General features: G+C 70.3%; 23 protein-coding genes. 5 read left to right on the top strand and 18 right to left on the bottom strand.

Annotation, left to right across the window (positions count from 1 at the left end):
- The first annotated feature begins 81 nt into the window (after positions 1–81).
- Entirely contained in the window at positions 82–1,314 is a 1,233-nt protein-coding gene (locus ACWDR3_RS21955; RefSeq protein WP_450354192.1) for an ROK family protein, read from the top strand.
- A 30-nt stretch (positions 1,315–1,344) separates the two neighbouring features.
- Here the strand turns inward: ACWDR3_RS21955 and ACWDR3_RS21950 are convergent, their stop codons facing one another.
- From ACWDR3_RS21950 to ACWDR3_RS21940, 3 genes are all read right to left on the bottom strand, one after another.
- Complete coding sequence (locus ACWDR3_RS21950) at positions 1,345–1,908, bottom strand: cysteine hydrolase family protein (RefSeq protein WP_450354221.1); 564 nt, start codon at positions 1,906–1,908, stop codon at positions 1,345–1,347.
- A gap of 96 nt (positions 1,909–2,004) precedes the next feature.
- A complete protein-coding gene (locus tag ACWDR3_RS21945; RefSeq protein ID WP_450354191.1) occupies positions 2,005–3,333 on the bottom strand; it encodes a class I SAM-dependent RNA methyltransferase in 1,329 nt (442 codons plus the stop codon).
- Between the two features lie 124 nt (positions 3,334–3,457).
- Entirely contained in the window at positions 3,458–5,533 is a 2,076-nt protein-coding gene (locus ACWDR3_RS21940; RefSeq protein ID WP_450354190.1) for an APC family permease, read from the bottom strand.
- Positions 5,534–5,933: 400 nt separating this feature from the next.
- Here ACWDR3_RS21940 and ACWDR3_RS21935 point away from each other — a divergent pair, with 400 nt between their 5' ends.
- Together ACWDR3_RS21935 and ACWDR3_RS21930 are read left to right on the top strand one after the other, a co-directional pair.
- Positions 5,934–6,605, top strand: a complete 672-nt coding sequence (locus tag ACWDR3_RS21935) for a potassium channel family protein (protein ID WP_280879668.1) — start codon at positions 5,934–5,936, stop codon at positions 6,603–6,605.
- The gene (locus ACWDR3_RS21930; protein ID WP_450354189.1) at positions 6,605–7,282 is read left to right on the top strand and encodes a potassium channel family protein; all 678 of its coding nucleotides are present in this window, start codon (positions 6,605–6,607) and stop codon (positions 7,280–7,282) included. Before ACWDR3_RS21935 ends, ACWDR3_RS21930 begins: the two co-directional genes overlap by 1 nt.
- Before the next feature lie 93 nt (positions 7,283–7,375).
- Here ACWDR3_RS21930 and ACWDR3_RS21925 read toward each other — a convergent pair whose 3' ends face one another.
- The 9 genes from ACWDR3_RS21925 to ACWDR3_RS21885 all read right to left on the bottom strand — a co-directional run bounded on the left by ACWDR3_RS21925 (position 7,376) and on the right by ACWDR3_RS21885 (position 16,056).
- Positions 7,376–8,140 carry a DUF3159 domain-containing protein gene (locus tag ACWDR3_RS21925; protein WP_450354188.1) on the bottom strand — a complete coding sequence of 255 codons (765 nt, stop codon included), beginning with the start codon at positions 8,138–8,140 and terminating at the stop codon, positions 7,376–7,378.
- A gap of 3 nt (positions 8,141–8,143) precedes the next feature.
- Entirely contained in the window at positions 8,144–8,542 is a 399-nt protein-coding gene (locus tag ACWDR3_RS21920; protein WP_401721977.1) for an OB-fold nucleic acid binding domain-containing protein, read from the bottom strand.
- 126 nt (positions 8,543–8,668) lie between these two features.
- Positions 8,669–9,355, bottom strand: a complete 687-nt coding sequence (locus tag ACWDR3_RS21915) for a response regulator (RefSeq protein WP_280879670.1) — start codon at positions 9,353–9,355, stop codon at positions 8,669–8,671.
- Positions 9,352–11,898 carry an ATP-binding protein gene (locus tag ACWDR3_RS21910; protein ID WP_450354187.1) on the bottom strand — a complete coding sequence of 849 codons (2,547 nt, stop codon included), beginning with the start codon at positions 11,896–11,898 and terminating at the stop codon, positions 9,352–9,354. Before ACWDR3_RS21910 ends, ACWDR3_RS21915 begins: the two co-directional genes overlap by 4 nt.
- 121 nt (positions 11,899–12,019) lie before the next feature.
- Positions 12,020–12,715 (bottom strand): ABC transporter ATP-binding protein, encoded by a 696-nt coding sequence (locus tag ACWDR3_RS21905; protein WP_450354186.1) that lies wholly within the window; start codon positions 12,713–12,715, stop codon positions 12,020–12,022.
- Positions 12,716–12,789: 74 nt separating this feature from the next.
- Complete coding sequence (locus ACWDR3_RS21900; protein ID WP_450354185.1) at positions 12,790–13,959, bottom strand: alginate lyase family protein; 1,170 nt, start codon at positions 13,957–13,959, stop codon at positions 12,790–12,792.
- A gap of 189 nt (positions 13,960–14,148) precedes the next feature.
- The gene (locus ACWDR3_RS21895; RefSeq protein WP_123997189.1) at positions 14,149–14,913 is read right to left on the bottom strand and encodes a DUF3710 domain-containing protein; all 765 of its coding nucleotides are present in this window, start codon (positions 14,911–14,913) and stop codon (positions 14,149–14,151) included.
- Position 14,914: 1 nt separating this feature from the next.
- The gene (gene dut, locus ACWDR3_RS21890) at positions 14,915–15,466 is read right to left on the bottom strand and encodes a dUTP diphosphatase (protein ID WP_450354220.1); all 552 of its coding nucleotides are present in this window, start codon (positions 15,464–15,466) and stop codon (positions 14,915–14,917) included.
- A gap of 5 nt (positions 15,467–15,471) precedes the next feature.
- Positions 15,472–16,056: a PaaI family thioesterase gene (locus ACWDR3_RS21885; protein WP_450354184.1), complete on the bottom strand. Its 585-nt coding sequence runs from the start codon at positions 16,054–16,056 to the stop codon at positions 15,472–15,474.
- Between the two features lie 58 nt (positions 16,057–16,114).
- On the opposite strand from ACWDR3_RS21885, the gene ACWDR3_RS21880 reads away from it, so the two are divergent.
- Positions 16,115–16,579: a DUF3093 domain-containing protein gene (locus ACWDR3_RS21880; RefSeq protein WP_450354183.1), complete on the top strand. Its 465-nt coding sequence runs from the start codon at positions 16,115–16,117 to the stop codon at positions 16,577–16,579.
- A gap of 53 nt (positions 16,580–16,632) precedes the next feature.
- Here the strand turns inward: ACWDR3_RS21880 and ACWDR3_RS21875 are convergent, their stop codons facing one another.
- The 4 genes from ACWDR3_RS21875 to ACWDR3_RS21860 all read right to left on the bottom strand — a co-directional run bounded on the left by ACWDR3_RS21875 (position 16,633) and on the right by ACWDR3_RS21860 (position 20,164).
- Positions 16,633–17,559 carry a hypothetical protein gene (locus tag ACWDR3_RS21875; RefSeq protein ID WP_450354182.1) on the bottom strand — a complete coding sequence of 309 codons (927 nt, stop codon included), beginning with the start codon at positions 17,557–17,559 and terminating at the stop codon, positions 16,633–16,635.
- 13 nt (positions 17,560–17,572) lie between these two features.
- The gene (locus ACWDR3_RS21870) at positions 17,573–17,869 is read right to left on the bottom strand and encodes a DUF4193 domain-containing protein (protein WP_005481602.1); all 297 of its coding nucleotides are present in this window, start codon (positions 17,867–17,869) and stop codon (positions 17,573–17,575) included.
- A 393-nt stretch (positions 17,870–18,262) separates the two neighbouring features.
- Positions 18,263–19,504 (bottom strand): sensor histidine kinase, encoded by a 1,242-nt coding sequence (locus ACWDR3_RS21865; protein WP_450354180.1) that lies wholly within the window; start codon positions 19,502–19,504, stop codon positions 18,263–18,265.
- A 6-nt stretch (positions 19,505–19,510) separates the two neighbouring features.
- Positions 19,511–20,164: a response regulator transcription factor gene (locus ACWDR3_RS21860; protein ID WP_003993508.1), complete on the bottom strand. Its 654-nt coding sequence runs from the start codon at positions 20,162–20,164 to the stop codon at positions 19,511–19,513.
- A 450-nt stretch (positions 20,165–20,614) separates the two neighbouring features.
- Between ACWDR3_RS21860 and ACWDR3_RS21855 the strand changes: the two genes are divergently transcribed.
- A complete protein-coding gene (locus ACWDR3_RS21855; RefSeq protein ID WP_185146023.1) occupies positions 20,615–20,779 on the top strand; it encodes a hypothetical protein in 165 nt (54 codons plus the stop codon).
- A gap of 83 nt (positions 20,780–20,862) precedes the next feature.
- Here the strand turns inward: ACWDR3_RS21855 and ACWDR3_RS21850 are convergent, their stop codons facing one another.
- Positions 20,863–21,678, bottom strand: a complete 816-nt coding sequence (locus ACWDR3_RS21850) for an inositol monophosphatase family protein (RefSeq protein ID WP_450354179.1) — start codon at positions 21,676–21,678, stop codon at positions 20,863–20,865.
- Positions 21,679–21,686: 8 nt separating this feature from the next.
- The gene (locus ACWDR3_RS21845) at positions 21,687–22,814 is read right to left on the bottom strand and encodes a ferrochelatase (RefSeq protein WP_450354178.1); all 1,128 of its coding nucleotides are present in this window, start codon (positions 22,812–22,814) and stop codon (positions 21,687–21,689) included.
- Positions 22,815–22,837: the final 23 nt, after the last annotated feature.

Raw genomic sequence — 22,837 nt, 5'->3', positions numbered from 1 at the left:
AAATTCCTTCTTATGCGTTGTCATCGACGAAAGTCGGTGCTTCACTACAGTGCACGCAGACGTTCGAACGAGTGGAGCGAGATGACCGAGACGACACCCACGGCCCCGGCGAATCCGTCACTGTGGCGGGCCGACGAGGGTCCCGGACGAGTCTTGGAGCTGATCACCTCCGGCCGGGCCCGCACCCGGACCGCCATCGCCGAGGCGACGGGCCTGTCGCGCTCGACGGTCGGCCAGCGGCTCGACGCGCTGTTCGCCGCCGACCTGGTCCGGGAGAGCGACAAGAACATTCCCTCACGGGGCCGGCCGTCCCGCGCGCTGCAGCTGAACCCCTCCGCCGGGCTCCTCATCAGCGTCGACATCGGCGAGGAGCGGACCCGCGTCGCGGTCACCGACCTCGACACGGTGATCCTCGCCGACCGGGTCGAACGGCTCGCCGTCGGAGCAGGCCCCGACGTCCTGCTCGACCGGATCACGGCGACCGTGCACGACATGATCGGCCACGCGGGCCTGGCCGACAGACCGGTCGCCGGCATCGGCTTCGGCCTGCCCGCGCCGGTCGACTACGAGGCCGGAAAGGTGCTCGGCTGGTCGATCATGTCCGGCTGGGACGACTACGACATCCGCGGCCACCTGCGCCAGAACTGGCCGGTCCCCATCCTGATCGACAACGACGTCAACCTGCTGACCCTCGCCGAGCACCGGCGCTTCTGGCACGACCAGCGGCACCTGCTGTACATCAAGGCCGGGACCGGGGTCGGCAGCGGGATGGTCATCGACGGCCGGGTCAACCGCGGCGCCCAGGGCGCGGCCGGCGACATCGGCCACGCCCGCATCAGCGGCTTCGGCGACCCGCAGTGCCGTTGCGGCAACCGCGGCTGCCTGGAGTCCCTCGTCGGCGGCTGGGCCCTGGCCCGCGACGCCCGCGCCCGCCACCAGGACAACAGCCACGACGCACGCGACGTCGTCGAACAGGTGAAGAGCGGCGACAGCGGAGCCGTCACGGCCCTACGCGCCGCGGGACGCGTCCTGGGCGAGGCGGTCGCCTACGCGACCAGCCTGCTCAACCCCGATGTCATCGTCCTGGGCGGCATCCTCGGCACCACCGGCGACCACCTGATGGCAGGAGTCCGCGAGGTCGTCTATCAACGCTCACTCCCTCTCGCCACCCGCCAGCTGCAGATCGTCCCCACCAAGTACAAATCCCGGGCCGGCATCGCCGGAGCCGCGTACCTGGTCCGCGACCACGTCCTGCAACCGGCCCGCCTGGACGCGGCGCTCGGCGTCGGGAACGCGCCTTTCGCGAGGCTGTGACAGGCATGCGAGGGTCCGGACGGCCTCCCGCTATTGCGGTGCGATGGTTTTGAGCCAGTCCTCGACGGTGACGACATCCGCCCACTGCGGAAACAGCTTCTCGGTGAGCATCCGGTGCACCTCGGGGTCGGTGTCGAGGCAGCCGTCCGCCAGGACGGTGAGGCCGAAGTCCAGGTCGATGGCGTGCCACAGAGTGGACAGCACCACAGCGCTGGTGGCGATGCCGGTGAGAACAAGGCTGTCGATATTGCGCGCCCTGAGTACCAGGTCGAGGTCGCTGCCCGAGAACGCGCTCCCCCGCCTCTTGGTGACCACCACGTCGTCCTGCTGGGGCGCGACGTCGTCATGGATCGCGCTGCCGGGGGCGCCCTCGGTGAACAGTCCTGCCCGCACGGCGTTCGTCATCACCTTGTTGCGAGGGCTGACTTCCGGATCGCCCGGCCGTAACCCGATCACCACGTAGATCACGGGGATGCCGGCAGCGCGGGCACCGTCGATCGCTCTGCGCAAGCGCGGCAGATATCCGGAACCGTCGTCGGCGATGGCCACGATGTCCCGCTGGACGTCCATCACCAGAAGTGCGCTGTTCGCCATGCTTGCCGCCCCTTCTCCGTCGGGAAACAGCGGCAAGTCTGGCGGATCGCCCGCAACGCCCGCACCACACACCATGCGCACGCCCGAAACCGCAGGTCAGGCCCCCTTGCCCACCGGCTCCAGAATCGCCACGCACTCCACATGATGAGTCATAGGAAACAAATCAAACGCCCGCAACGTCCGCACCTTGTACCCCCCATCCCGGAAATACCCCAAATCCCGAGCCAACGCAGCCGGATCGCAAGCCACATAAGCGATCCGCCGTGCCCCCAGCGACGCCAGATGTTCGACCGTCCGCTTGCCAGCCCCCGCACGGGGCGGGTCCAGGACGATCAGGTCCGCCTCCGTGATGCCCGTGCGCGGAAGGACCGTCTCGACCTTGCCTTGTTCGATCCGTACGCGCTCGAACCCCGCCAGGTTGTGCCGCGCGTCCTCGACCGCCCGCTTGCCGGACTCGATGCCGAGGACCGCGCCCTTGTCGCCGAGGCGGTCCGCGAGGGCGCCGGCGAAGAGGCCGACGCCGCAGTAGAGGTCGAGCGCCATCTCGCCCTTGCGCGGCATCAGGCCCTGCATGACCGCCTTGACGAGGGTGTCGGCCGCCATCGGGTGGACCTGCCAGAAACCGCCGCTGCCGACGCGATACGTACGACCGTCGGCCCGCTCGCGCACGAACCCGCGGCCGTGGACGCGGTGGATGCCGCCGTCGTGCTCCTCGACGCGCATCACGGAGACGGGGCGGTCGAGCTCGACCAGGGGCAGGCGCGCGCCCGGGTTCGGCTCCAGGATCACCATGCGGTCCTGGGAACCCGTCGCCGAGATCGCCTCGACCGACGCCATGCCGGCCCAGTCCCGCTCCTCGATGCCCAGTTCGCTGACGCCCGGCGCCGCGATCATGCAGTGCTCGACCGGCTCGACCTCGTGCGAACGGTGCTTGCGCAGACCGGCGTTGCCGTCCACGTCGACCGCGTACTGCACGCGCGTACGCCACTGCGGCACCTGTCCGGCCGGCAGCTTGTCGCCCTCGGCCGGCACCACCGTGCCGTCCCAGCCGGCCTCCTCCGGGGTGAGGCCCGCGAGCCGCTGGAGCTGCTCGGCGATCACCTCGCCCTTGAGCCGGCGCTGCGCCCCCGGCTTGGCGTGCTGCCAGTCGCAGCCGCCGCAGCGGCCGGGGCCCGCGTAGGGGCAGGGCGCCTCGATGCGGTCCTTGGACGCGGAGAGGATCTCGACCGCGTCCGCGCGCAGGAAGCGGGCGCCCTCCTCGCCGTCGGTCACCCGGGCCACGACCCGCTCACCGGGCAGCGCGTGCCGGACGAACAGCACCTGGCCCTCGGCGGTACGGGCGATACAGTGCCCGCCGTGCGCGACGGGCCCGACCTCGACCTCGTACGCCTCCCCGACCAGCGATTTCTTCGGTTCTGCCTGCATGGCGGGGTGACTCCACAACATCGAAAGAAAATACGGCCGGACAACAGCCCACCAGTCTACGTGGGTGCCGTCCGGCCGCCGACCAACGAACGCCGGCCGTCAGCGCCCGAAGCCGAGGACTTACTCAGTCCTTGCCGCCCGCCCCCGGACCCGTACCCGACCCCGTCGGCTCCTTCGGCCGCACCTGCGCCGGACCCCGCCGCACCGCACCCGGCGCGTTCCAGTCCTGCCGCTTGCGGGCGCGGTCGCGGGCCGCCTCGGAGGACTGCAGTTGGTACGGCACGGACGTCACCATGATCCCCGGCACGAACAGCAGCCGGCCCTTGAGCCGCAGCGCGCTCTGGTTGTGCAGCAGATGCTCGTACCAGTGGCCCACCACGTACTCGGGGATGATCACGGACACCGCGTCCCGCGGCGACTCCTTCCGCAGCCCCTTCACGTACTCGATGATCGGCCGCGTGATCTCGCGGTACGGCGAGTCGAGGACCTTCAGCGGTACGTCGATCCCGCGCCGTTCCCACTCCTCGCGCAGCGCCTTGGTCTCGGCCGGGTCGACGTTGACGCTGAGCGCTTCGAGGGTGTCCGAGCGCATCAGCTTGGCGTAGGCGAGAGCGCGCAGGGTGGGCCGGTGGATCTTGGAGATCAGCACGACCGAGTGCACGCGGGAGGGCCGTACGCTGTCGTCGCTCGGGCCCTCGGGGGCCGCGATCTCGGTGGAGACGCGGTCGTAGTGCTTACGGATCGCCGTCATCGTCGCGTAGAAGATGACCATGCCGAGCAGGGCGACCCAGGCGCCGTGGGTGAACTTGGTGCCGAGGACGACGACCAGGACCAGGCCGGTGAAGAAGGCGCCGAAGGTGTTGATGGCGCGCGAGCGGACCATGTGGCGGCGCTTGGCCGGGTCCTTCTCGGTGGCCAGATGGCGGTTCCAGTGCCGGACCATGCCGGTCTGGCTGAGCGTGAAGGAGACGAACACGCCGACGATGTAGAGCTGGATGAGGCGGGTCGAGTCCGCGCCGTAGATGACCACGAGCAGCATGGCCGTGCCGGCCAGGAGCACGATGCCGTTGGAGAAGGCGAGGCGGTCGCCGCGGGTGTGCAGTTGGCGGGGCAGGTAGCGGTCCTGGGCGAGGATCGAGCCGAGCACCGGGAAGCCGTTGTAGGCGGTGTTGGCGGCCAGGAACAGGACCAGCGCGGTGGCCGCGGCGAGGATGACGAAGAGGAAGCTGCCCTTGCCGAAGACGGCCTCGGCGACCTGGGTGATGACCGGGTTCTGCACATAGCCGGAGCCGACCTCGGCGCCGTTCCTGAGCAGGTCGGTGGCCGGGTTCTCGGCCATGCGGACCTTGGTGGTCAGGGCCAGGACGATGATCCCGCAGAACATGGTGACCGCGAGCAGACCCATCGCGAGCAGCGTGGTCGCCGCGTTCTTCGACTTGGGCTTGCGGAAGGCCGGCACGCCGTTGGAGATCGCCTCGACACCGGTGAGCGCGGCGCAGCCGGAGGAGAAGGCGCGCAGCAGCAGGAAGACCAGGGCGAATCCGGCCAGGCCCTGGTGCTCGGCCTTGATCGTGTAGTGGGCCGTCGGCGCCCGCATGGCATCGCCGAGCACCAGGCCGCGGAACGCGCCCCACGCGATCATGATGAAGACGCCCGCGACGAAGACGTACGTCGGGATGGCGAAGAGCTTCCCGGACTCCTTCACCCCGCGCAGGTTCATCAGGGTCAGCAGCACGATCACGCCGACCGCGCAGGCGACCTTGTGCTCGACCACGAAGGGGATGGCGGAGCCGAGGTTCTCGATGCCGGAGGCGATCGAGACGGCGACGGTGAGGACGTAGTCGACGAGCAGGGCGCTCGCGACGGTCAGTCCGGCCTTGGGGCCCAGGTTGGTGGTCGCCACCTCGTAGTCGCCACCGCCGCTGGGGTAGGCGTGCACGTTCTGCCGGTAGGAGGCGACCACGGTGAACATCAGCACGACGACCGCGAGGGCGATCCAGGGGCTGAAGTGGTAGGCCGACACACCCGCGATGGACAGGACCAGCAGCACCTCGCCGGGGGCGTACGCCACGGAGGAGAGCGGGTCGGAGGCGAAGACGGGGAGGGCGATGCGCTTCGGCAGGAGCGTTTCGCCCAGCCGGTCACTGCGCAGTGCGCGCCCGATCAAAATCCGCTTGGGCACGTCGGTCAGTTTGGACACAACTGAGCATCGTAGGCGTTCGAACGGGTGCACAACCACCCGCCACCCCGCATCTGCTCTACGGGTGAACTCTGCGACGGTCGACCTGCGGATTCCGCAGGTCGCCCGCTCCCCATGTCTATATGACTAACACCGCCCCATTCCCCGGCCGTTGCCGCCGCTTGCCATGACCCGGAGGTTCCATGCACGCCACAGCGGAGTTGATCGGCGCCGCGGTGACTCTCGTCGGCCTCGGACTCCTCACCCTCGCCAGTGTCCGCAGCATCAGCCGTCGCTGAAGACCCGGGCGTGCACGGCAACCGTGCACAGGGGTGCCGACGTCCTACCGCGCGTGTGTAGCTTGGGCGTCGGTCTGAGACCCTTGGCTGAGCAGTAGTTTTAGGACACCGGAAGGACGGTCGTGCACATCGTCATCATGGGCTGCGGAAGAGTGGGTTCCGCTCTTGCCCAGACCCTGGAGCAACAGGGGCACACGGTCGCCGTGATCGACCAGGACCCCACCGCCTTCCGTCGTCTCGGTCCCGGATTCGGCGGCCGCCGGGTCACCGGAGTCGGCTTCGACCAGGACACCCTGCGCGAGGCCGGCATCGAGGAGGCCGGCGCCTTCGCCGCCGTCTCCAGCGGCGACAACTCGAACATCATCTCGGCCCGGGTGGCCCGCGAGATGTTCGGCGTGGAGAACGTCGCGGCCCGCATCTACGACCCCCGCCGCGCCGAGGTCTACCAGCGCCTGGGCATCCCCACCGTGGCCACGGTCCGCTGGACCGCCGACCAGATGCTGCGCCGGCTGCTCCCCTCCGGCGCCGAGCCGCTGTGGCGCGACCCCACCGGCGGCGTCCAGCTCGCCGAGGTGCACGCCTCCGCGGCCTGGGTCGGCCACAAGATCAGCACGCTGCAGGAGGAGACGGGCGTCCGGGTGGCGTTCCTGACCCGGCTCGGCGAGGCGATCCTGCCCAGCTCCCAGACGGTGCTGCAGGAGGGCGACCTGGTGCACGTGATGATGCGCACCGACGAGGTCGACAAGGTCGAGGCGTCCTTCGCCAAGGGTCCCGAAGAGGAGAGCGGTCACTGATGAGGGTCGCTATTGCCGGTGCCGGCGCCGTGGGCCGCTCGATCGCGGGCGAACTGCTGGAGAACGGCCACGAGGTCCTGCTCATCGACAAGGCGCCGACCGCCATCTCGGTCGAGCGCGTCCCGCAGGCGGAGTGGCTGCTCGCCGACGCCTGCGAGATCACGTCCCTGGACGAGGCCGCGCTCCAGCGCTGCAACGTCGTGATCGCCGCGACCGGTGACGACAAGGTCAACCTCGTCGTCTCCCTGCTCGCGAAGACGGAGTACGGCGTCCCGCGGGTGGTCGCCCGCGTGAACAACCCGAAGAACGAGTGGCTCTTCAACGAGTCCTGGGGCGTCGACGTCGCCGTCTCCACCCCGCGCCTGATGTCCGCCCTGGTCGAGGAGGCGGTGTCGGTCGGCGACCTGGTCCGGCTGCTCCGCTTCAGCCACGGCGACGCCAACCTCGTCGAACTGACCCTCCCCGAGGAGTCGGCCCTGGCCGGCACCCAGGTCGGCGACGTGGAGTGGCCCGAGGACACGTCCCTGGTCACCATCATCCGCGGCACCCGGGTCCTCACCCCGTCCCGCGAGGATTCCCTGGAGGCCGGCGACGAACTCCTGTTCGTGGCGGCCCAGGCCAGGGAGGAACAACTGGAGGACCTGCTGTCGGTCCGCAAGGAGGACGCGGCGGGCTAGCCGACGGTTCTGTTCGGTCCGGTACGTGGTTGAGGGGCCCTGGGATTCCCAGGGCCCCTCAACCACGTACCGAAAGCTCCGTCGTGCCGGAGACTACGCTTCGCGGCGGTGCCGGCCCGCGACCTCGCCCTGCTCCGCGCGCTCCTCAGCGAGTGCGGCCTTGCGTTCCTTCTCGGCCTGCTCCTCCGCCTCCATCTCCGCGAAGACGTCGATCGGCGCGGGCGCCTTCGCGAGGAAGACCCAGGTCAGCCAGACCGCGAGCAGGAAGGGCGGGATCTTGAGGGCGATCAGGACCCAGCCGAGCTGTGCGGTGTTGGCCCACCAGTACAGCGGGAAGAGGACCGCGCACTTGGCGAGGAGGATCAGGCCCCAGGCCCAACTGGCCTTCGCGTAGGCCTTCTTGCGGCCCGGGTTGCGGGTGCGCCAGGAGAGGTTCTCCTTGAAGACCGGGCCGAGGATGAGGCCGATCAGCGGGACCCCGCACAGGGTCGTGATGATGTACGCCAGCGCCAGGCCCAGCGTGTAGAGCATGCCGGGGAGGTAGAAGTCCTTGGCGTTGCCGGTCATCATCGCGAAGACGACACCGAAGGCGACGCCGAAGACACCGCTGAAGGCGTGCTTGACGGTGTCCCGCATGGCCAGCCGGACCACCACGAGCGCCAGGGAGACGCCGAGGGCGGCGATGGCCGACCAGTGCAGGTCCTTGTTGATCGTGAAGATGGTGACGAACAGCAGGCCGGGCAGGACGGTCTCGACCATGCCCCGCACTCCACCGAACGCCTCGAACAGGGCGGCCTCGGTCACCGCCCGCGCATCGTCGGCTTGAGTGTCTTCGGTCGGCTTGTCGAGCGACGTCACCGGCTACTCCCGTCCGAGGGGTCTCAGTTCGTATTTCGGATTGAACAGCACCCGGCGGCCTCGGCTCATCGAGATCCGGCCCGATGCGATCAGTCTGCGTCCCGGCTCTATCCCCACGATGGAGCGCCTGCCGAGCCACACCACGTCCAGCGCGGCGGAGCCGTCGAACAGCTCGGCCTCCAGGGCCGGGACCCCCGCGCGCGGGCGCAGGGTGACCGTGCGCAAGGTACCAGTAACCGTGACGATCTGTCGGTCGTGGCAGTCACCGATCCGCACGCAGCCCGCGGTCTCCGCGTCCTCACGCAGCTCCTCCGACTCCAGGTCCTCCTGGGACGAGGAGAGCCGGTCGAGCATGCGCCGGAAGCGGCCCACCGCCTTTTCGGAACGAGGAACAGCACTCATATCTGAAGCGTACCGGGGTGCACTGACACGTACGTACCCGCGAGCCCGGGCGTTCGAACGGGCGCGCCACCTCTGGTCACTTGTCGTCATGTCCCGTCACCGCTCGTCACTTCCCCGCTCAACTCCTCACTTCTCGAAGCGGTATCCCATCCCCGGCTCCGTGATGAAGTGCTTGGGGTGCGACGGGTCCGCCTCCAGCTTTCTGCGCAGCTGGGCCATGTACACGCGGAGGTAGTTGGTCTCCGTCCCGTACGACGGACCCCACACCTCCTGGAGCAGCTGGCGCTGGCTCACCAGCCGGCCCGTGTTGCGGACCAGCACCTCCAGCAGATGCCACTCGGTGGGCGTGAGGCGTACGTCCCGGCCGTCGCGGTGGACCTTCTTGGCTGCCAGGTCGACGGTGAACTCCTCGGTCTCCACCGCCGTCACCTCGTCCTCGCCGACCCCGACCGGCTCGGCCCGGCGGACGGCGGCCCGCAGCCGGGCGAGGAGTTCGTCCATGCCGAAGGGCTTGGTGACGTAGTCGTCGGCGCCGGCGTCCAGGACCTGGACCTTCTCGTCGGAGGAGTGCCGGGCGGACAGCACCAGGATCGGCACCCGGGTCCAGCCGCGCAGGCCCCGGATCACCTCGACGCCGTCCATGTCGGGCAGGCCGAGGTCCAGGACGACCACGTCGGGGTGGCGGGCGGCGGCGAGCTGGAGGGCGGTGGCGCCGTCGTGGGCCGCGTCGACCTCGTACTTGCGCGCCTTGAGGTTGATCACGAGGGCGCGCACGATCTGCGGCTCGTCGTCGATCACGAGCACCCGGGTCATTGAACCTGCCTCTCGGGTTGTGCCTGCTGCAGAAGCTCCTGCGGGGCCGATCCTGCCGCCCGCAGGGAGAGGACCATGGTGAGACCGCCGCCGGGCGTGTCCTCGGCGTTGAGGGTGCCGCCCATGGCCTCGGCGAAGCCGCGCGCGACCGCGAGCCCCAGGCCCACGCCGGCCCCGCGCGGGGCGTCGCCGTAGCGCTGGAAGGGTTCGAAGATACGGTCCTTGGCGTCGTCGGGGACACCGGGGCCGCGGTCGACCACCCGGACCTCGACCCGGTCGGCGATGGCGCTGGCGGCCACCAGGACCTGCTTGCCGTGCGGGTTGTACTTGACCGCGTTCTCCACCAGGTTGGCGACCGACCGCTCAAGAAGCCCCGGGTCGACGGCGACCATGGGCAGCGTCTCCGGGACGTCCAGGTCGACGCTGCCCTCGGGCACCCCGACCAGCGCCATGGGGACGACCTCGTCGAGGTCGATCTCGCGGATCAGCGGGGTGACCGTGCCGGTCTGCAGGCGGGACATGTCGAGGAGGTTGCCGACGAGGTGGTCGAGCCGGTCGGCGCCCTCCTCGATGCCCTCCAGGAGCTCGGCCTGGTCCTCTTCCGACCAGGCCACGTCGTGGGAGCGCAGCGAGGAGACCGCCGCCTTGATGCCGGCCAGCGGGGTGCGCAGGTCGTGGCTGACGGCGGCCAGCAGGGCCGTGCGGATGCGGTTGCCCTCGGCCAGGGTGCGGGCCCGGTCGGCCTGTTCCTGGAGGCGGCGGCGGTCCAGGACGACTGCGGCCTGGGCGGCGAACGCGGCCAGCACCCGGCGGTCCTCGGCGGGCAGCACGCGGCCGGTCAGGGCGAGCGCCATGTGGTCGCCGACCGGCACGTCCACGTCCGCCTCGTCGGGTCTGCCGACGGGCGGGCCGGTGCCGACACGTCCCGCGCACGTCCACGGGTCGTGCTCGCCGGTCCGCTCCAGCAGGGCCGCCGACTCCATCCCGAAGGTCTCGCGGACCCGCTCCAGCAGGTCCTCCAAGCCGGTCTCGCCGCGCAGCACGTTGCCCGCGAGGAACGACAGGATCTCGGACTCGGCGCGCAACCGGGCCGCCTGGTGGGTGCGCCGGGCGGCGAGGTCGACGACGGAGGCGACGGAGATGCCGACGCCTACGAAGATCACGATGGCGACGATGTTCTTGGGGTCGGCGATGGTGAACTTGTGCAGCGGCGGCGTGTAGTAGTAGTTCAGCAGGAGCGAGCCCACCGCGGCCGAGGCCAGCGAGGGCAGCAGCCCGCCGAGCAGGGCGGCCGCCACGGTCAGCGCCAGGAACAGCAGCATGTCGTTGGCGAGGCCGAGGTCGACGGTGTTGAGCAGCAGCGCCAGGGCGACCGGTCCGAGCACGCCGACGATCCAGCCGGCGATGATCCGGGACCGGCCGAGCCGCGCGCTGCGGGCCACCGGAAGGCCGCGCCCCTTGCCGGCCTCGCCGTGGGTGATCAGGTGGACGTCGAGGTCGGGTCCGGACTCGCGGGCGACGGTGGCGCCGACGCCCGGTCCGAAGACGTACTGCCAGGTCTTGCGGCGGGAGACGCCGAGCACGATCTGGGTGGCGTTGACTCCGCGCGCGAAGGCGAGCAGGGCGGCCGGTATGTCGTCGCCGACGACGTGGTGGAAGGTGCCGCCGAGGTCCTCGACCAGGGTGCGCTGGACGGCGAGTTCCTTGGGCGAGGCCGCGGTCAGACCGTCGCTGCTGGCTATGTAGACGGCCATGACCTCGCCGCCGGCGCCCTTCTCGGCGAGCCGCGCGGCCCGTCGGATGAGGGTGCGGCCCTCGGGTCCGCCGGTGAGGCCGACCACGATCCGCTCCCGCGAGCCCCAGATCTTCGACACCCGGTGCTCGCTGCGGTACTGCTTCAGGTACTCGTCGACCCGGTCGGCGACCCACAGCAGCGCCAGTTCGCGCAGCGCGGTGAGGTTGCCGGGCCGGAAGTAGTTGGACAGGGCCGCGTCGACCTTGTCGGGCTTGTAGACGTTGCCGTGTGCCATCCGGCGGCGCAGGGCCTGGGGCGACATGTCGACCAGCTCGATCTGGTCGGCCCGCCGCACCACCTCGTCCGGCACGGTCTCCCGCTGCCGTACGCCGGTGATCGACTCGACGACGTCCCCGAGCGACTCCAGGTGCTGGATGTTCACGGTGGAGACGACGTCGATGCCGGCCGCGAGGAGTTCCTCGACGTCCTGCCAGCGCTTGGTGTTGCGCGAGCCGGGGATGTTGGTGTGCGCGAGTTCGTCGACCAGGGCCACCTGGGGGTGCCGGGTGAGGACCGCGTCGACGTCCATCTCGGAGAAGACGGCCCCGCGGTGCTCCAGTTCCTTGCGGGGCACCTGCTCCAGGCCGTGCAGCATCACCTCGGTGCGCGGCCGGTCGTGGTGCTCCACGAAGGCGACGACTACGTCGGTACCGCGCTCCACCCGCCGGTGCGCCTCGGAGAGCATCGCGTACGTCTTGCCGACGCCCGGTGCCGCACCGAGGTAGATCCGAAGCTTGCCGCGTCCCATGGCCCCATTGTCTTCCGCTCACCGCTGACTGCGCAGCGTCGAGAGTACGGCGGGCCATCGCGACAAATGGTGCGGGGAAGGGCTGAGCGGGGCTCTTTGACGGAACTCTGACGCGCGGTGCTCAGTGCTCGACGATCTCCCCGTCGCCCAGTTCCAGCACCCGGTCGGCCAGGTCGAGCAGGGTCGCGTCGTGAGTGGCGACCAGGGCGGTGACCCGCTCGCTGTGCACGACCGCGCGCAGCAGCTCCATGACGGCGTGCCCGGTCTCGGCGTCCAGCTGGCCGGTCGGCTCGTCGGCGACGAGCAGCGAGGGGCTGTTGGCGAGGGCGCGGGCGATGGCCACGCGCTGCTGCTGGCCGCCGGAGAGCTCGCCGGGCCGCTGCTTGGCGTGGTCGGCGAGGCCCACCAGGGCCAGCAGCAGCTCGACGCGCTCCTCGCGCTCGCGCACGGGTGCCCGGCGCAGCCGCATCGGCACCCCGACGTTCTCGGCGGCGGTCAGGATCGGGACGAGCCCGAAGGACTGGAAGACGAAGCCGATACGGTCCCTGCGCAGCCCCAGCAGCCCGTCCTCGCCGAGCGCGGAGAGGTCGAGGCCGTCGACGGTGACCCGCCCCCGGTCGGGCAGGTCGAGTCCGCCGACGATGTTGAGCAGGGTCGTCTTGCCGGAGCCCGAGCGCCCCTTGAGGGCGACGAGTTCGCCGCGCGGGACCTCGAAGGAGACTCCGCGCAGCGCGTGCACGGCGGCCGCCCCATGGCCGTAGGACTTGTGCACGTCCTCGACCCGGACCATGGTCTCGGTGACCACCTGGCTGTTCATGTCGCTTCCCCCGTCTCGTCTCCCCCGAAGACCGGGCGCCAGTATCGCGGTCGGGCGCCCGGCCGTTCAACGGTTCAGTTCGGGTTGTCGCCGTGGGTGAGGGTCTCCCAGGCCACGAAGAGGTTGTTGCTGCCGGCCGGGCGCTGGTTCTGGGTCAGCGTCTGGGTGTTGGCCATGGCGATGCCGAGGCGGTTGTGCAGGGCGTTGTAGCCGACCTCGGTGATCGGGCCGAGGCCGCGGGTGAGGGTGCCGCCGCACAGCCAGCTCGGGGCGGCCTCGCCCAGCTGGTACTTGGACTGGAAGCCGAGCGCCTGGCGCAGCCGTTCGCCGACGTCGGTGCCGTAGAGGTCGGCGCCCTGGATGCGGCTGGTCTCGGCGACGTGCGAGATCGCGGAGATGCCGTACCCGGTGTGCACGAAGTCCCGGCAGGTCTCCTGGGTGAGCCCGGTGACGAAGGTGGACTGGCCCTGCCAGTAGGAGACGATCTTGGCGGTGGTGTCCAGGTTCTGGCTGGGCACGGTCTTGGGCACCGAGCCGTCGGAGGCGAGGTACACGTAGGCGGCGGTGCGGGTGCGGAACTTCGCCATGGCGGTGTCGTAGGACGCCTTGTCCTCCAGGAAGACGGAGATGCCGACGGCGGCCTCCATCATCGACAGCTCCCAGTTGCCGTTGGAGTTGGAGCCCTTGATGACGACGGGGAGATAGACGTTGCGCAGCATGGTGGAGAAGCGGGCGGAGTTGGCCCAGGTGCCGGTGTACGTGTACTTGATGATCTCGGCGGCCTTGGGCCAGGAGGAGCCCGCCCAGCCGGTCTGCAGGGGCGCGTTGCTGTTGGTGTGACTGGTGATCGTGCCCGACCAGGCGTCCATGAGCTGGATCGCCTTCTGGGCGTAGCGCGCGTCCTTGGTGATGTACCAGGCGAGCGCGTCGGTGTACGCGGCTATCGCGTCCTCGCGCTCGTCGGTGCAGCCGTAGTTGGGGTTGGAGTACGAACCGCACTCGACGGTCGCCCGGGGCGCGGGCGTGCGGGTCAGGCTGGCGTACTTGCTCGCCATCATCTGGTCGTAGGCGCCCTTCCAGGGCTGGGCGCCGGCGTTGACCTTGGTGCGGGCGAACTCCAGCTGGGACGCGGAGACCGTGACTCCGGGATGGACGAAGGTCGCGGGGGCGGAGTGCGCGGCGGGCGCGGAGAGGGCACCGAGCAGCAGGGCGGCAACGGTCGTGATCAAGGCGGTTCTGCGCATGTGGGGGTCTTCCGTTCTCCTATGTGAACGTGAAGCGCCTTTATGAACGGACGCGTTGAGCGGAGACCATAGGTACAGACCAATACGCCGTCAAGAGGTCACGCACGCCGAGGAACGCCGAAGAGCCGCGCCCCGAAGGGTGCGGCTCTTCGCTCGGTTCTCGAACTCAGCTCCTCGCGGAGCGTTCGGTTAGCGGACCTCCGTGATCTCCGGTCCGCGCTGCAACTGGCCCATGCCACCGGAGAAGCGCGAGCCCTCCTCCTGCTGCTGGACACCCTCGGGCACCATCTGGGCGTCGTTGGGCAGCTTCAGGACGATCGGGTCGCGGGGCGCCATCGGGCCCTCGCCGCGGACCACGACCGTGTCCCGGAAGATCTGCTCCAGCAGACCGGCCGCCTGCGGCTGCACCGCGCCCTGCCCGGAGATCACCCCGCGCAGGAACCAGCGGGGGCCGTCCACGCCGATGAAGCGCACGACCTGGAACCCGCCCGTGCCGTCCGGCAGCTGCACCGGAACCTGGGCACGCAGCTCCCAGCCCAGCGGGCCCTCGACCTCGTCGACGATGCCACCCTGCTGGGTGATACCGGTGGCGATCTCCTCACGCACCTCGCCCCAGATGCCCTCGCGCTTGGGTGCGGCGAAGGCCTGCAGCTGGACGGCGCTGTCACGCAGCACCACGGTGGCCGCGACGATCGCGTCGCCCGCGACCTCGACCCGCAGCTCCATGCCGTCGACACCCGGCACGAACAGACCGCCCAGGTCGACCCGGCCCTCGGCCGGATCGCTCACCTCGGTGTCGTCCCAGGGCCCATCGGGGCGCGGCTCCGGTTCGAGCCGCACGCGCGTGCGCCGGCCCTCTTCGTCGTCCGCCTCAGTGTCGACACTGTCGACGACCTGCTCGGCCTCGCCGGCCGCGTCCTCGGCGGCATCCCTCTTCTTGCGACGTCCGAACACGTCACTGTCCTTCCCGGTCGGATACGACCGAAGCGTATCGATTCCCACCCGCCAGGCCGCCCGGGGCGACCTGACCGCTTGTGCCGCTCGCGTCGCCCACGGCGGCATGGCCACCGGTGGACCCGAAGCCCCCCTCGGCCCGCGCCGAGTCGGGAAGCTCCGCGACCTCCTGGAAGCGGACCTTCTCGACCTGCTGGACGACCAGTTGGGCGATCCGGTCGAAGCGCTCGAACCGCACGGGCTCGTGCGGGTCGAGATTCACCACGATCACCTTGATCTCCCCACGGTACCCGGCATCAACCGTCCCCGGGGCATTCACGAGGGCGACACCGCAGCGGGCGGCGAGACCGGATCTGGGGTGCACGAAGGCCGCGTACCCCTCCGGGAGGGCGATTGACACCCCCGTGGGCAGAACAGTCCGTTCCCCGGGCTTGAGTTCACAGCTCTCGGTGGTGCGCAGATCGGCTCCGGCGTCACCGGGTTGCGCGTACGTCGGAAGCGGTACGTCCGCGTCGACGCGGCGGATCAGCACGTTCAGGGGTTCTCGGCTCAGGGGGGTCACGGGTTCACCTCGAAGGCACGGGCACGCCGGGCCTGGTCCGGGTCGTTCATGGCGGCGCGGATCTCCTCCGGGCGGCCGTTGTCGATGAAGTGGTCGACCAGCACCTCGACGAAGAGGGCGTCGGCGCGGACGGCGACGGGCCCGTCGGGGCCGCCGATCCGGCCGGTGGCCGTCGAGTAGATCTTCCGCCGGGCGACGGCCGTCACCTCGGCCTCCAGGTACAGCACGGTCCCCACCGGGACCGGCCGCACGAAGTCCGTCTCCAGCCGTCCGGTCACCGCGATCGTCCGCAGCAGCCAGTTCAGCGAGCCCAGCGTCTCGTCCAGCGCGGTGGCCAGCACCCCGCCGTGCGCGAGCCCGGGCGCCCCCTGGTGGGCGGCCTGCACGGTGAACTCGGCGGTGATGGTGACGCCCTCGCCGGCCCGCGCCGCCAGATGCAGCCCGTGGGCCTGTCCCCCGCCACACCCGAAACACTGTTCGTAGTGCGAACCGAGCAGCTCACCGGGTGCGGGAGCATCCGGGTGCCGCACAGGTTTCACCGCGTCGGCGGGAGGCTGAAGAGCCGCGGAAGTACCACTCACAGCCGCAGACCTTACCCGCGCGTCGGCCATATCAGGACACCGTGCCAAGCTTGGCTCCATGCAGCTCTCCGCCGCCCCTTACGAAGAACGCCTCACCGCCCCCCGCACCTGGTGGCTGATCTCCTTCCTGGTCGGGGTCTCCTTCGCCCTGATCCTGCTGCCGTTCGGCACCCTGCCGTTGCTCGGCGGACTGGTCGGCGGCACGGCGGCGGCCGCGGTCTGCGCGAGCGCCTACGGCTCGGTCCGCATCCGCGTGGTGGGCGACTCGCTGATCGCCGGCGAGGCCCGGATCCCGGTGGCGGCGCTCGGCGACGCGGAGGTCCTGGACGCGGAGGAGGCCCGCGCCTGGCGCACGCACAAGGCGGACACGCGCGCGTTCCTGCTGCTGCGCTCCTACATCCCCGGGGCGCTGCGCGTGGAGGTCACCGACCCGGCGGACCCGACCCCCTACCTGTACCTGTCGACGCGTGAGCCGGAGCGGCTGGCGGAGGCGCTGCGGACGGCCCGGGAGACAGCGGCGTAGGGCTCGGCCCCGCACGCCCCGCACAGGGCCCGGAAAGGCGTCTGCTGGGCCCGCTAAGGCTCCAGCGCCTTGCGGCCGTCCCCGAGCTCCAACGGCTCGGCCGGGGCCTCCAGGGGCGGCAGGGCGGGCAGCGCGTCCCAGGGCACCTGGACCTTGCGGAGGTCGACGCGGATGCGCGCGGCGAGCTTTCTGGTGTCCTTGCGGTTCATGACCGCTCCGACGGCGGCGCCCACCATGAAGGGCATCAGGTTCGGCAGATCGCGGACCATGCGCTTCATGATCTGCTGGCGCAGCTCGCGCTTCATGTGACCGTTCAGCGCGGACGTCACCGTCGACGGCTTGGTCACCTGGATGCCGCGCTCTCCGGACCACGAGTTCAGATATGTGGTCGAGCGCTCTTTGAGATTGCCGGGCGGGCGCACCCCGTACACCTCGTACAGCTCGGCGATCAGCTTCAGCTCGATCGCGGCGACGCCGGTGATCTCGGCCGCCAGTTCGGTCGGCATCGCGGGCGGCACCGGCAGCATCGCCGCCGCGCCGATCCCGGCTCCGACCGTCGCCGTGGCGCTCGCCGCGCCGGCGACGAGTTTGTCGGCGAGCTCCTCGGGGCCGAGGCCCGGGAACTGCCCGCGGAGCGTCGCGAGGTCCCGTACGGGGATCCTCGGGGCGCTCTCGATGATCCGGTCGGCAAGGTACGCCAGTCCCGCCCTGGCGCGGCTGCCGCTCTTGCGGACGCCTTCCCTGGCCTTGTCCCGGATCACCGCGGCCCGTCGCCGTGCGACGGGCGCGCTTTCCTGCTCCGTCGGTACCGGGAGGTCACCCCGGTCAGCCGCCGGTTCGAGCGAGGCCGATCCTGCAGATCCTTTCGTACCGGATGAGCCCCGCTCGTCTTCACGCGCGCCGTGCGGGCCGTCCTTCGGCCCCTTGTCCGCTCCCGGCAGGGGGAAGCGGCGCTTCCGAGGAGGGGTCGAGCCAGTCACGGCCGACCCCGCCTCAGTCGCAGTCGCGGCAGATCGGCTGGCCGTTCTTCTCCCTGGCCAGCTGGCTGCGGTGGTGCACCAGGAAGCAGCTCATGCAGGTGAACTCGTCCTGCTGCTTCGGCAGCACCCGGACGGCCAGCTCCTCGTTCGAGAGGTCCGCTCCGGGCAGTTCCAGGCCTTCTGCGGCCTCGAACTCGTCGACGTCGACCGCGGAGGTCGACTTGTCGTTCCTCCTGGCCTTGAGCTCTTCAAGGCTGTCCGAGTCGACGTCGTCGTCGGTCTTGCGTGGGGTGTCGTAATCCGTTGCCATGTCGCTCTCCCCCTCTGGGTGTCTTCGGTGTCTCCAGCGCACGTAACGCGTGAGAGGCCGGACTTGTGCCCGACCCGAGGCGGAGATTTTGCCTCACATCAAGGTCTGTTACTCAATCGACACCCAACCGGACTCCTCAAGAGTGATCGGCTTGGATGGCGATGCGGACCGTACACGGTCCCAATGCCGCACTTCAAAGGCGTCTCACCGTGTACTTCCCGTGATCAAGACCCCCGAAAACCCGGATTATCCCGGCTTTCCGGCAGGTTCTGTGATCACTGAGAGTAGATGGCCGGAAATTCGCCCTTGTGATCGATCACACACGGGTTCGTCGATTCGATGCCCAGAAAATTCCGCGCAAAGCGAACATCCCCGTGTGTCGGCGACATGCTCTCAGATGGGAAGGGTGACCCGCATCACGAGCCCACCCCCCTCACGAGGCTGTGCCGAGATGTGGCCGCCGTGCGCCCGGGCCACCGACCGCGCGATGGACAGCCCGAGCCCGACCCCCTTGTCACTGCCCGTCCGCTCGGTACGCAGCCGCCGGAAGGGCTCGAAGAGGTTGTCGATCTCGTACGCCGGCACGACGGGACCCGTGTTCGACACGACCAGGACCGCCTGGCCGTGCTGGACCTCGGTGGTGACCTCGACCCAGCCGTCCTTGGGCACGTTGTACCGCACCGCGTTCTGTACGAGGTTCAGCGCGATCCGCTCCAGGAGCACGCCGTTGCCCTGGACCACCGCCGGCTTCTGCTCGCCGCGGATCACCACGCCCTTGGCGTCCGCCTCCGAGAGCACCTGGTCGACCGCCTGCTCGGCGACCTCGGCGAGGTCCACCGGCTTGCGCTCGACGATCTGGTTGTCGCTGCGGGCGAGCAGCAGCAGACCCTCCACGAGCTGCTCGCTGCGCTCGTTGGTCGCCAGCAGCGTCTTGCCCAGCTGTTGGAGCTCCACGGGGGCACCAGGGTCCGACAGGTGCACCTCCAGCAGCGTGCGGTTGATCGCCAGCGGGGTGCGCAGCTCGTGCGAGGCATTGCCGACGAAGCGCTGCTGGGCGGTGAAGGCGCGCTGCAGCCGCTCCAGCATGTCGTCGAAGGTGTCCGCCAGTTCCTTGAGCTCGTCGTCCGGGCCGTCCAGCTCGATCCGGCGGGAGAGGTCCGAGCCCGCCACCGCGCGGGCGGTACGGGTGATCCGGCCCAGCGGCGACAGGACGCGGCCGGCCATCGCGTAGCCGAACGCGAAGGCGATCACGGCGAGGCCGAGCAGGGCCAGCAGCGAGCGGCTGAGGAGATCGTCCAGGGCGTGCTGGCGCTGGACGGCGTCGCACGCCTTGAGGATCGAGTTGAGCTCACTGTTGTCGGACGCCCGGTCGAGCTGGGGGCAGGTGCTGCTCGTGATGCTGAGGTTGCTGCCGGACACCGAGAACTGCTGGCCGCTGCCCTCGTGCAGGGCCTGGGCGGCGAGCAGGTAGATGATCGACAGCAGCAGGATGCCGGCGATCAGGAACATGCCGCCGTACAGCAGCGTCAGGCGTATGCGGATGGTCGGGCGCAGCCAGGGGAACGGCGGCTCGGGCTTGCGGGGGTCCCAGGTGGGCTTGGGGGGTGCCGTGGGGAGAGCGGGTGTTGCGGCCATGGGGTATCAGATCCGGTAGCCGGAGCCGGGCACGGTGACGATGACGGGCGGCTCGCCCAGCTTGCGGCGCAGGGTCATGACGGTCACGCGGACGACGTTGGTGAACGGGTCGGTGTTCTCGTCCCAGGCCTTCTCCAGGAGCTGCTCCGCGGAGACGACGGCGCCCTCGGAGCGCATCAGCACCTCCAGGACGGCGAACTCCTTGGGCGCGAGCTGGACCTCCTTGCCGTCCCGGAAGACCTCCCGGCGGTTGGGGTCGAGCTTGATCCCGGCGCGCTCCAGGACGGGCGGCAGCGGAACGCTGGTGCGCCGGCCCAGGGCACGCACGCGTGCGATGAGCTCGCTGAACGCGAAGGGCTTGGGGAGGTAGTCGTCGGCGCCGATCTCCAGGCCCTCCACACGGTCGCTGACGTCACCGGAGGCCGTGAGCATCAGCACGCGCGTGGGCATGCCGAGTTCGACGATCTTGCGGCAGACGTCGTCGCCGTGCACGAGCGGGAGGTCTCGGTCCAGGACGACCACGTCGTAGTCGTTGACACCGATACGCTCCAGGGCGGCCGCGCCGTCGTACACGACGTCCACGGCCATGGCCTCTCGGCGCAGTCCGGTGGCCACCGCATCGGCGAGCAGTTGCTCGTCCTCGACGACGAGTACGCGCACGTCGCTTGTCCTTCCTGATGTCCACCCGCGTAGCGCCCCTGAGGGCAGGCGCGGGCGGAGTTCTCCATGACTGTGTGCCTCCATCCTGCCCTTTTCGGCCATAAGTCGGCTGTAAGGCGGCCGGGTGGCAGGCGGGCGGCGGGTTAGGGCGGAGTGAGCGGTGGATGAAAGACAGTTGTGAGACTCGGGAATGCGGGATTTTCTCGGCCGGTTGAGGTTTCCGTGGAAGGAAGCGCGGGGAGGACCGTTCATACCCCGCGATCACGCTCTGCTAGTGCCGCAACACCATGCGGCACGGCGCAATCCGCTTTCCGCAGAGTGGACGTGGGTGTCCGGCACCGTCGCCGCCCGGCGCGGGCTGTGCCGGGCACCTGTTGGAGACGTGATCGCCCCTTCCGAACGGCACACCCCCGTGCCATCGACCCACGACCCAGGACGAGGGGGCGCAGCATGGACGCATTCACCGCAGGACTTCTGCAGCGCATAAGGACGACCGAGTCCGACCTGACGCGGGCTCGCAACGAGGGCGACGACTTCCTCGTCGAGGTGGAGCAGGGCGAACTCGACGACCTGCGCCGCCTCGCCGCCGAGCACGGTGTGGAGGTCGGCGCTTAGCGTCTGCTCGCTTGTAGGCATACCGCAGAAAGAGACGGGGCCCGACGAATCCAGCGTCGGGCCCCGTTTCTCTGCCCGGACCCTCAGTCGTGCCAGGCGCCGAAGTCCTCCAAGAGGTGTTGCAGGGGCTCGAAGACGCCCGGGGTGGCGGCGATGGTCAGGGTGCGTGAGGGGCGCTCTCCGGGGCGTCCGCCGGTCAGGGCGCCCGCTTCTCGGGCGATCAGGTCGCCGGCGCCGTAGTCCCAGGCGTTCAGGCCGCGTTCGTAATAGCCGTCCAGGCGGCCGGCGGCCACGTCGCAGAGGTCGACGGCCGCGGAGCCGCTGCGGCGGATGTCGCGCAGGAGCGGGATCAGGCGGTGGGCGACGTCGGCCTGGTGGGTGCGGACCTCGGTGACGTAGTTGAAGCCCGTGGAGACCAGTGCCTGGTCGAGAGGCGGCGCGGGGCGGCACGTGAGCCTGCGTTCGCCCTCCCAGGCGCCGCTGGCCCACGCTCCGGTGCCGCGGACCGCGTGGTACGTCTCCCCGCGCATCGGGGCCGCGACGACGCCCACGACCGTCTCGCCGTCCTGCTCGGCGGCGATGGAGACCGCCCAAGTGGGCAGCCCGTACAGGTAGTTGACCGTGCCGTCGAGCGGGTCGATCACCCAGCGGACGCCGCTCGTGCCCTCGCTGGAGGCGCCCTCCTCGCCGAGGAAGCCGTCGTCGGGGCGGTGGGCGGAGATCAGGTCGGTGATCAGCTTCTCCGCGGCGATGTCCATCTCGGTGACGACGTCGATGGGACTGGACTTGGTGGCGGCCACCGCGAGGTCGGCCGGGCGGCCGTCCCGCAGCAGCGCTCCGGCGCGGCGGGCGGCCTCCAGAGCCAGCTCCAGCAGTTCCTGGTACGGGGCGTCGGTCACGGGGCTCCTCACGCGTACGGACTGTCGGCACCCGCGGCGGCGGGGCGGGCGGCGCGGGCCGGGCAGCAGCCGGCGGGGCAGAGGTTGCGGCTCGGGCCGAGGACGCCCAGGGCGCACGGCGTGACCTCCTGGCCGCGCTCCACGGCCGCCCGCTCCAGGACCAGGTCACGGACTGCGGCGGCGAACCGCGGGTCGGCCCCGACGGTCGCCGAGCGGCGCATCGGCAGGCCCAGTTCCTCGGCCTTCGCCTTGGCCTCCGTGTCGAGGTCGTAGAGGACCTCCATGTGGTCGGAGACGAAGCCGATGGGCGCGATGACCACCGCGGGGACGCCGGCCGCGTGCCGCTCCTCCAGGTGGTCGCAGATGTCGGGCTCCAGCCACGGGATGTGCGGGGCACCGGAGCGCGACTGGTAGACGAGCTGCCAGGGGTGCTCGACGCCGGTGCGGTCGCGGACCGCGTCGGCGATCTGCCGGGCCACGTCCAGGTGCTGGGCGACGTACGCGCCGCCGTCGCCGTGGTCCTCGACCGGGCCGGAGGTGTCGGCCGCGGCGACGGGGATCGAGTGGGTCGAGAAGGCGAGGTGCGCGCCGTCGCGGACGTCCTCGGGGAGGTCGGCCAGGGAGCGCAGGACGCCCTCGATCATGGGCTCCAGGAAGCCCTCGTGGTTGAAGTAGTGCCGGAGCTTGTCGATCTTCGGCAGGGGCAGACCCTCGGCCTGAAGGGCGGCCAGCGAGTCGGCGAGGTTCTCGCGGTACTGACGGCAGCCCGAGTACGAGGCGTAGGCGCTGGTGGCCAGGACCAGGATCCGGCGGCGGCCGTCGGCGACCATCTCGCGCAGGGTGTCGGTCAGGTACGGGGCCCAGTTGCGGTTGCCCCAGTGGATCGGCAGGTCCAGGCCGTGTTCCGCGAAGTCCTTGCGCAGGACGTCCAGCAGGGCGCGGTTCTGGTCGTTGATCGGGCTGACCCCGCCGAACAGGAAGTAGTGCTGCCCGACTTCCTTGAGGCGTTCGGTGGGGATGCCGCGCCCTCGCGTCACGTTCTCCAGGAACGGAACCACCTCGTCCGGGCCTTCGGGGCCGCCGAACGAGAGCAGGAGGAGGGCGTCGTAGGGAGTGGCATCGAGCGCGTCTGGCATGACATCGATCCTGCCACCCCGCT

Source organism: Streptomyces sp. NPDC001002 (genome assembly GCF_053599215.1).
This window is presented reverse-complemented; position numbering and strand designations above follow the sequence as displayed.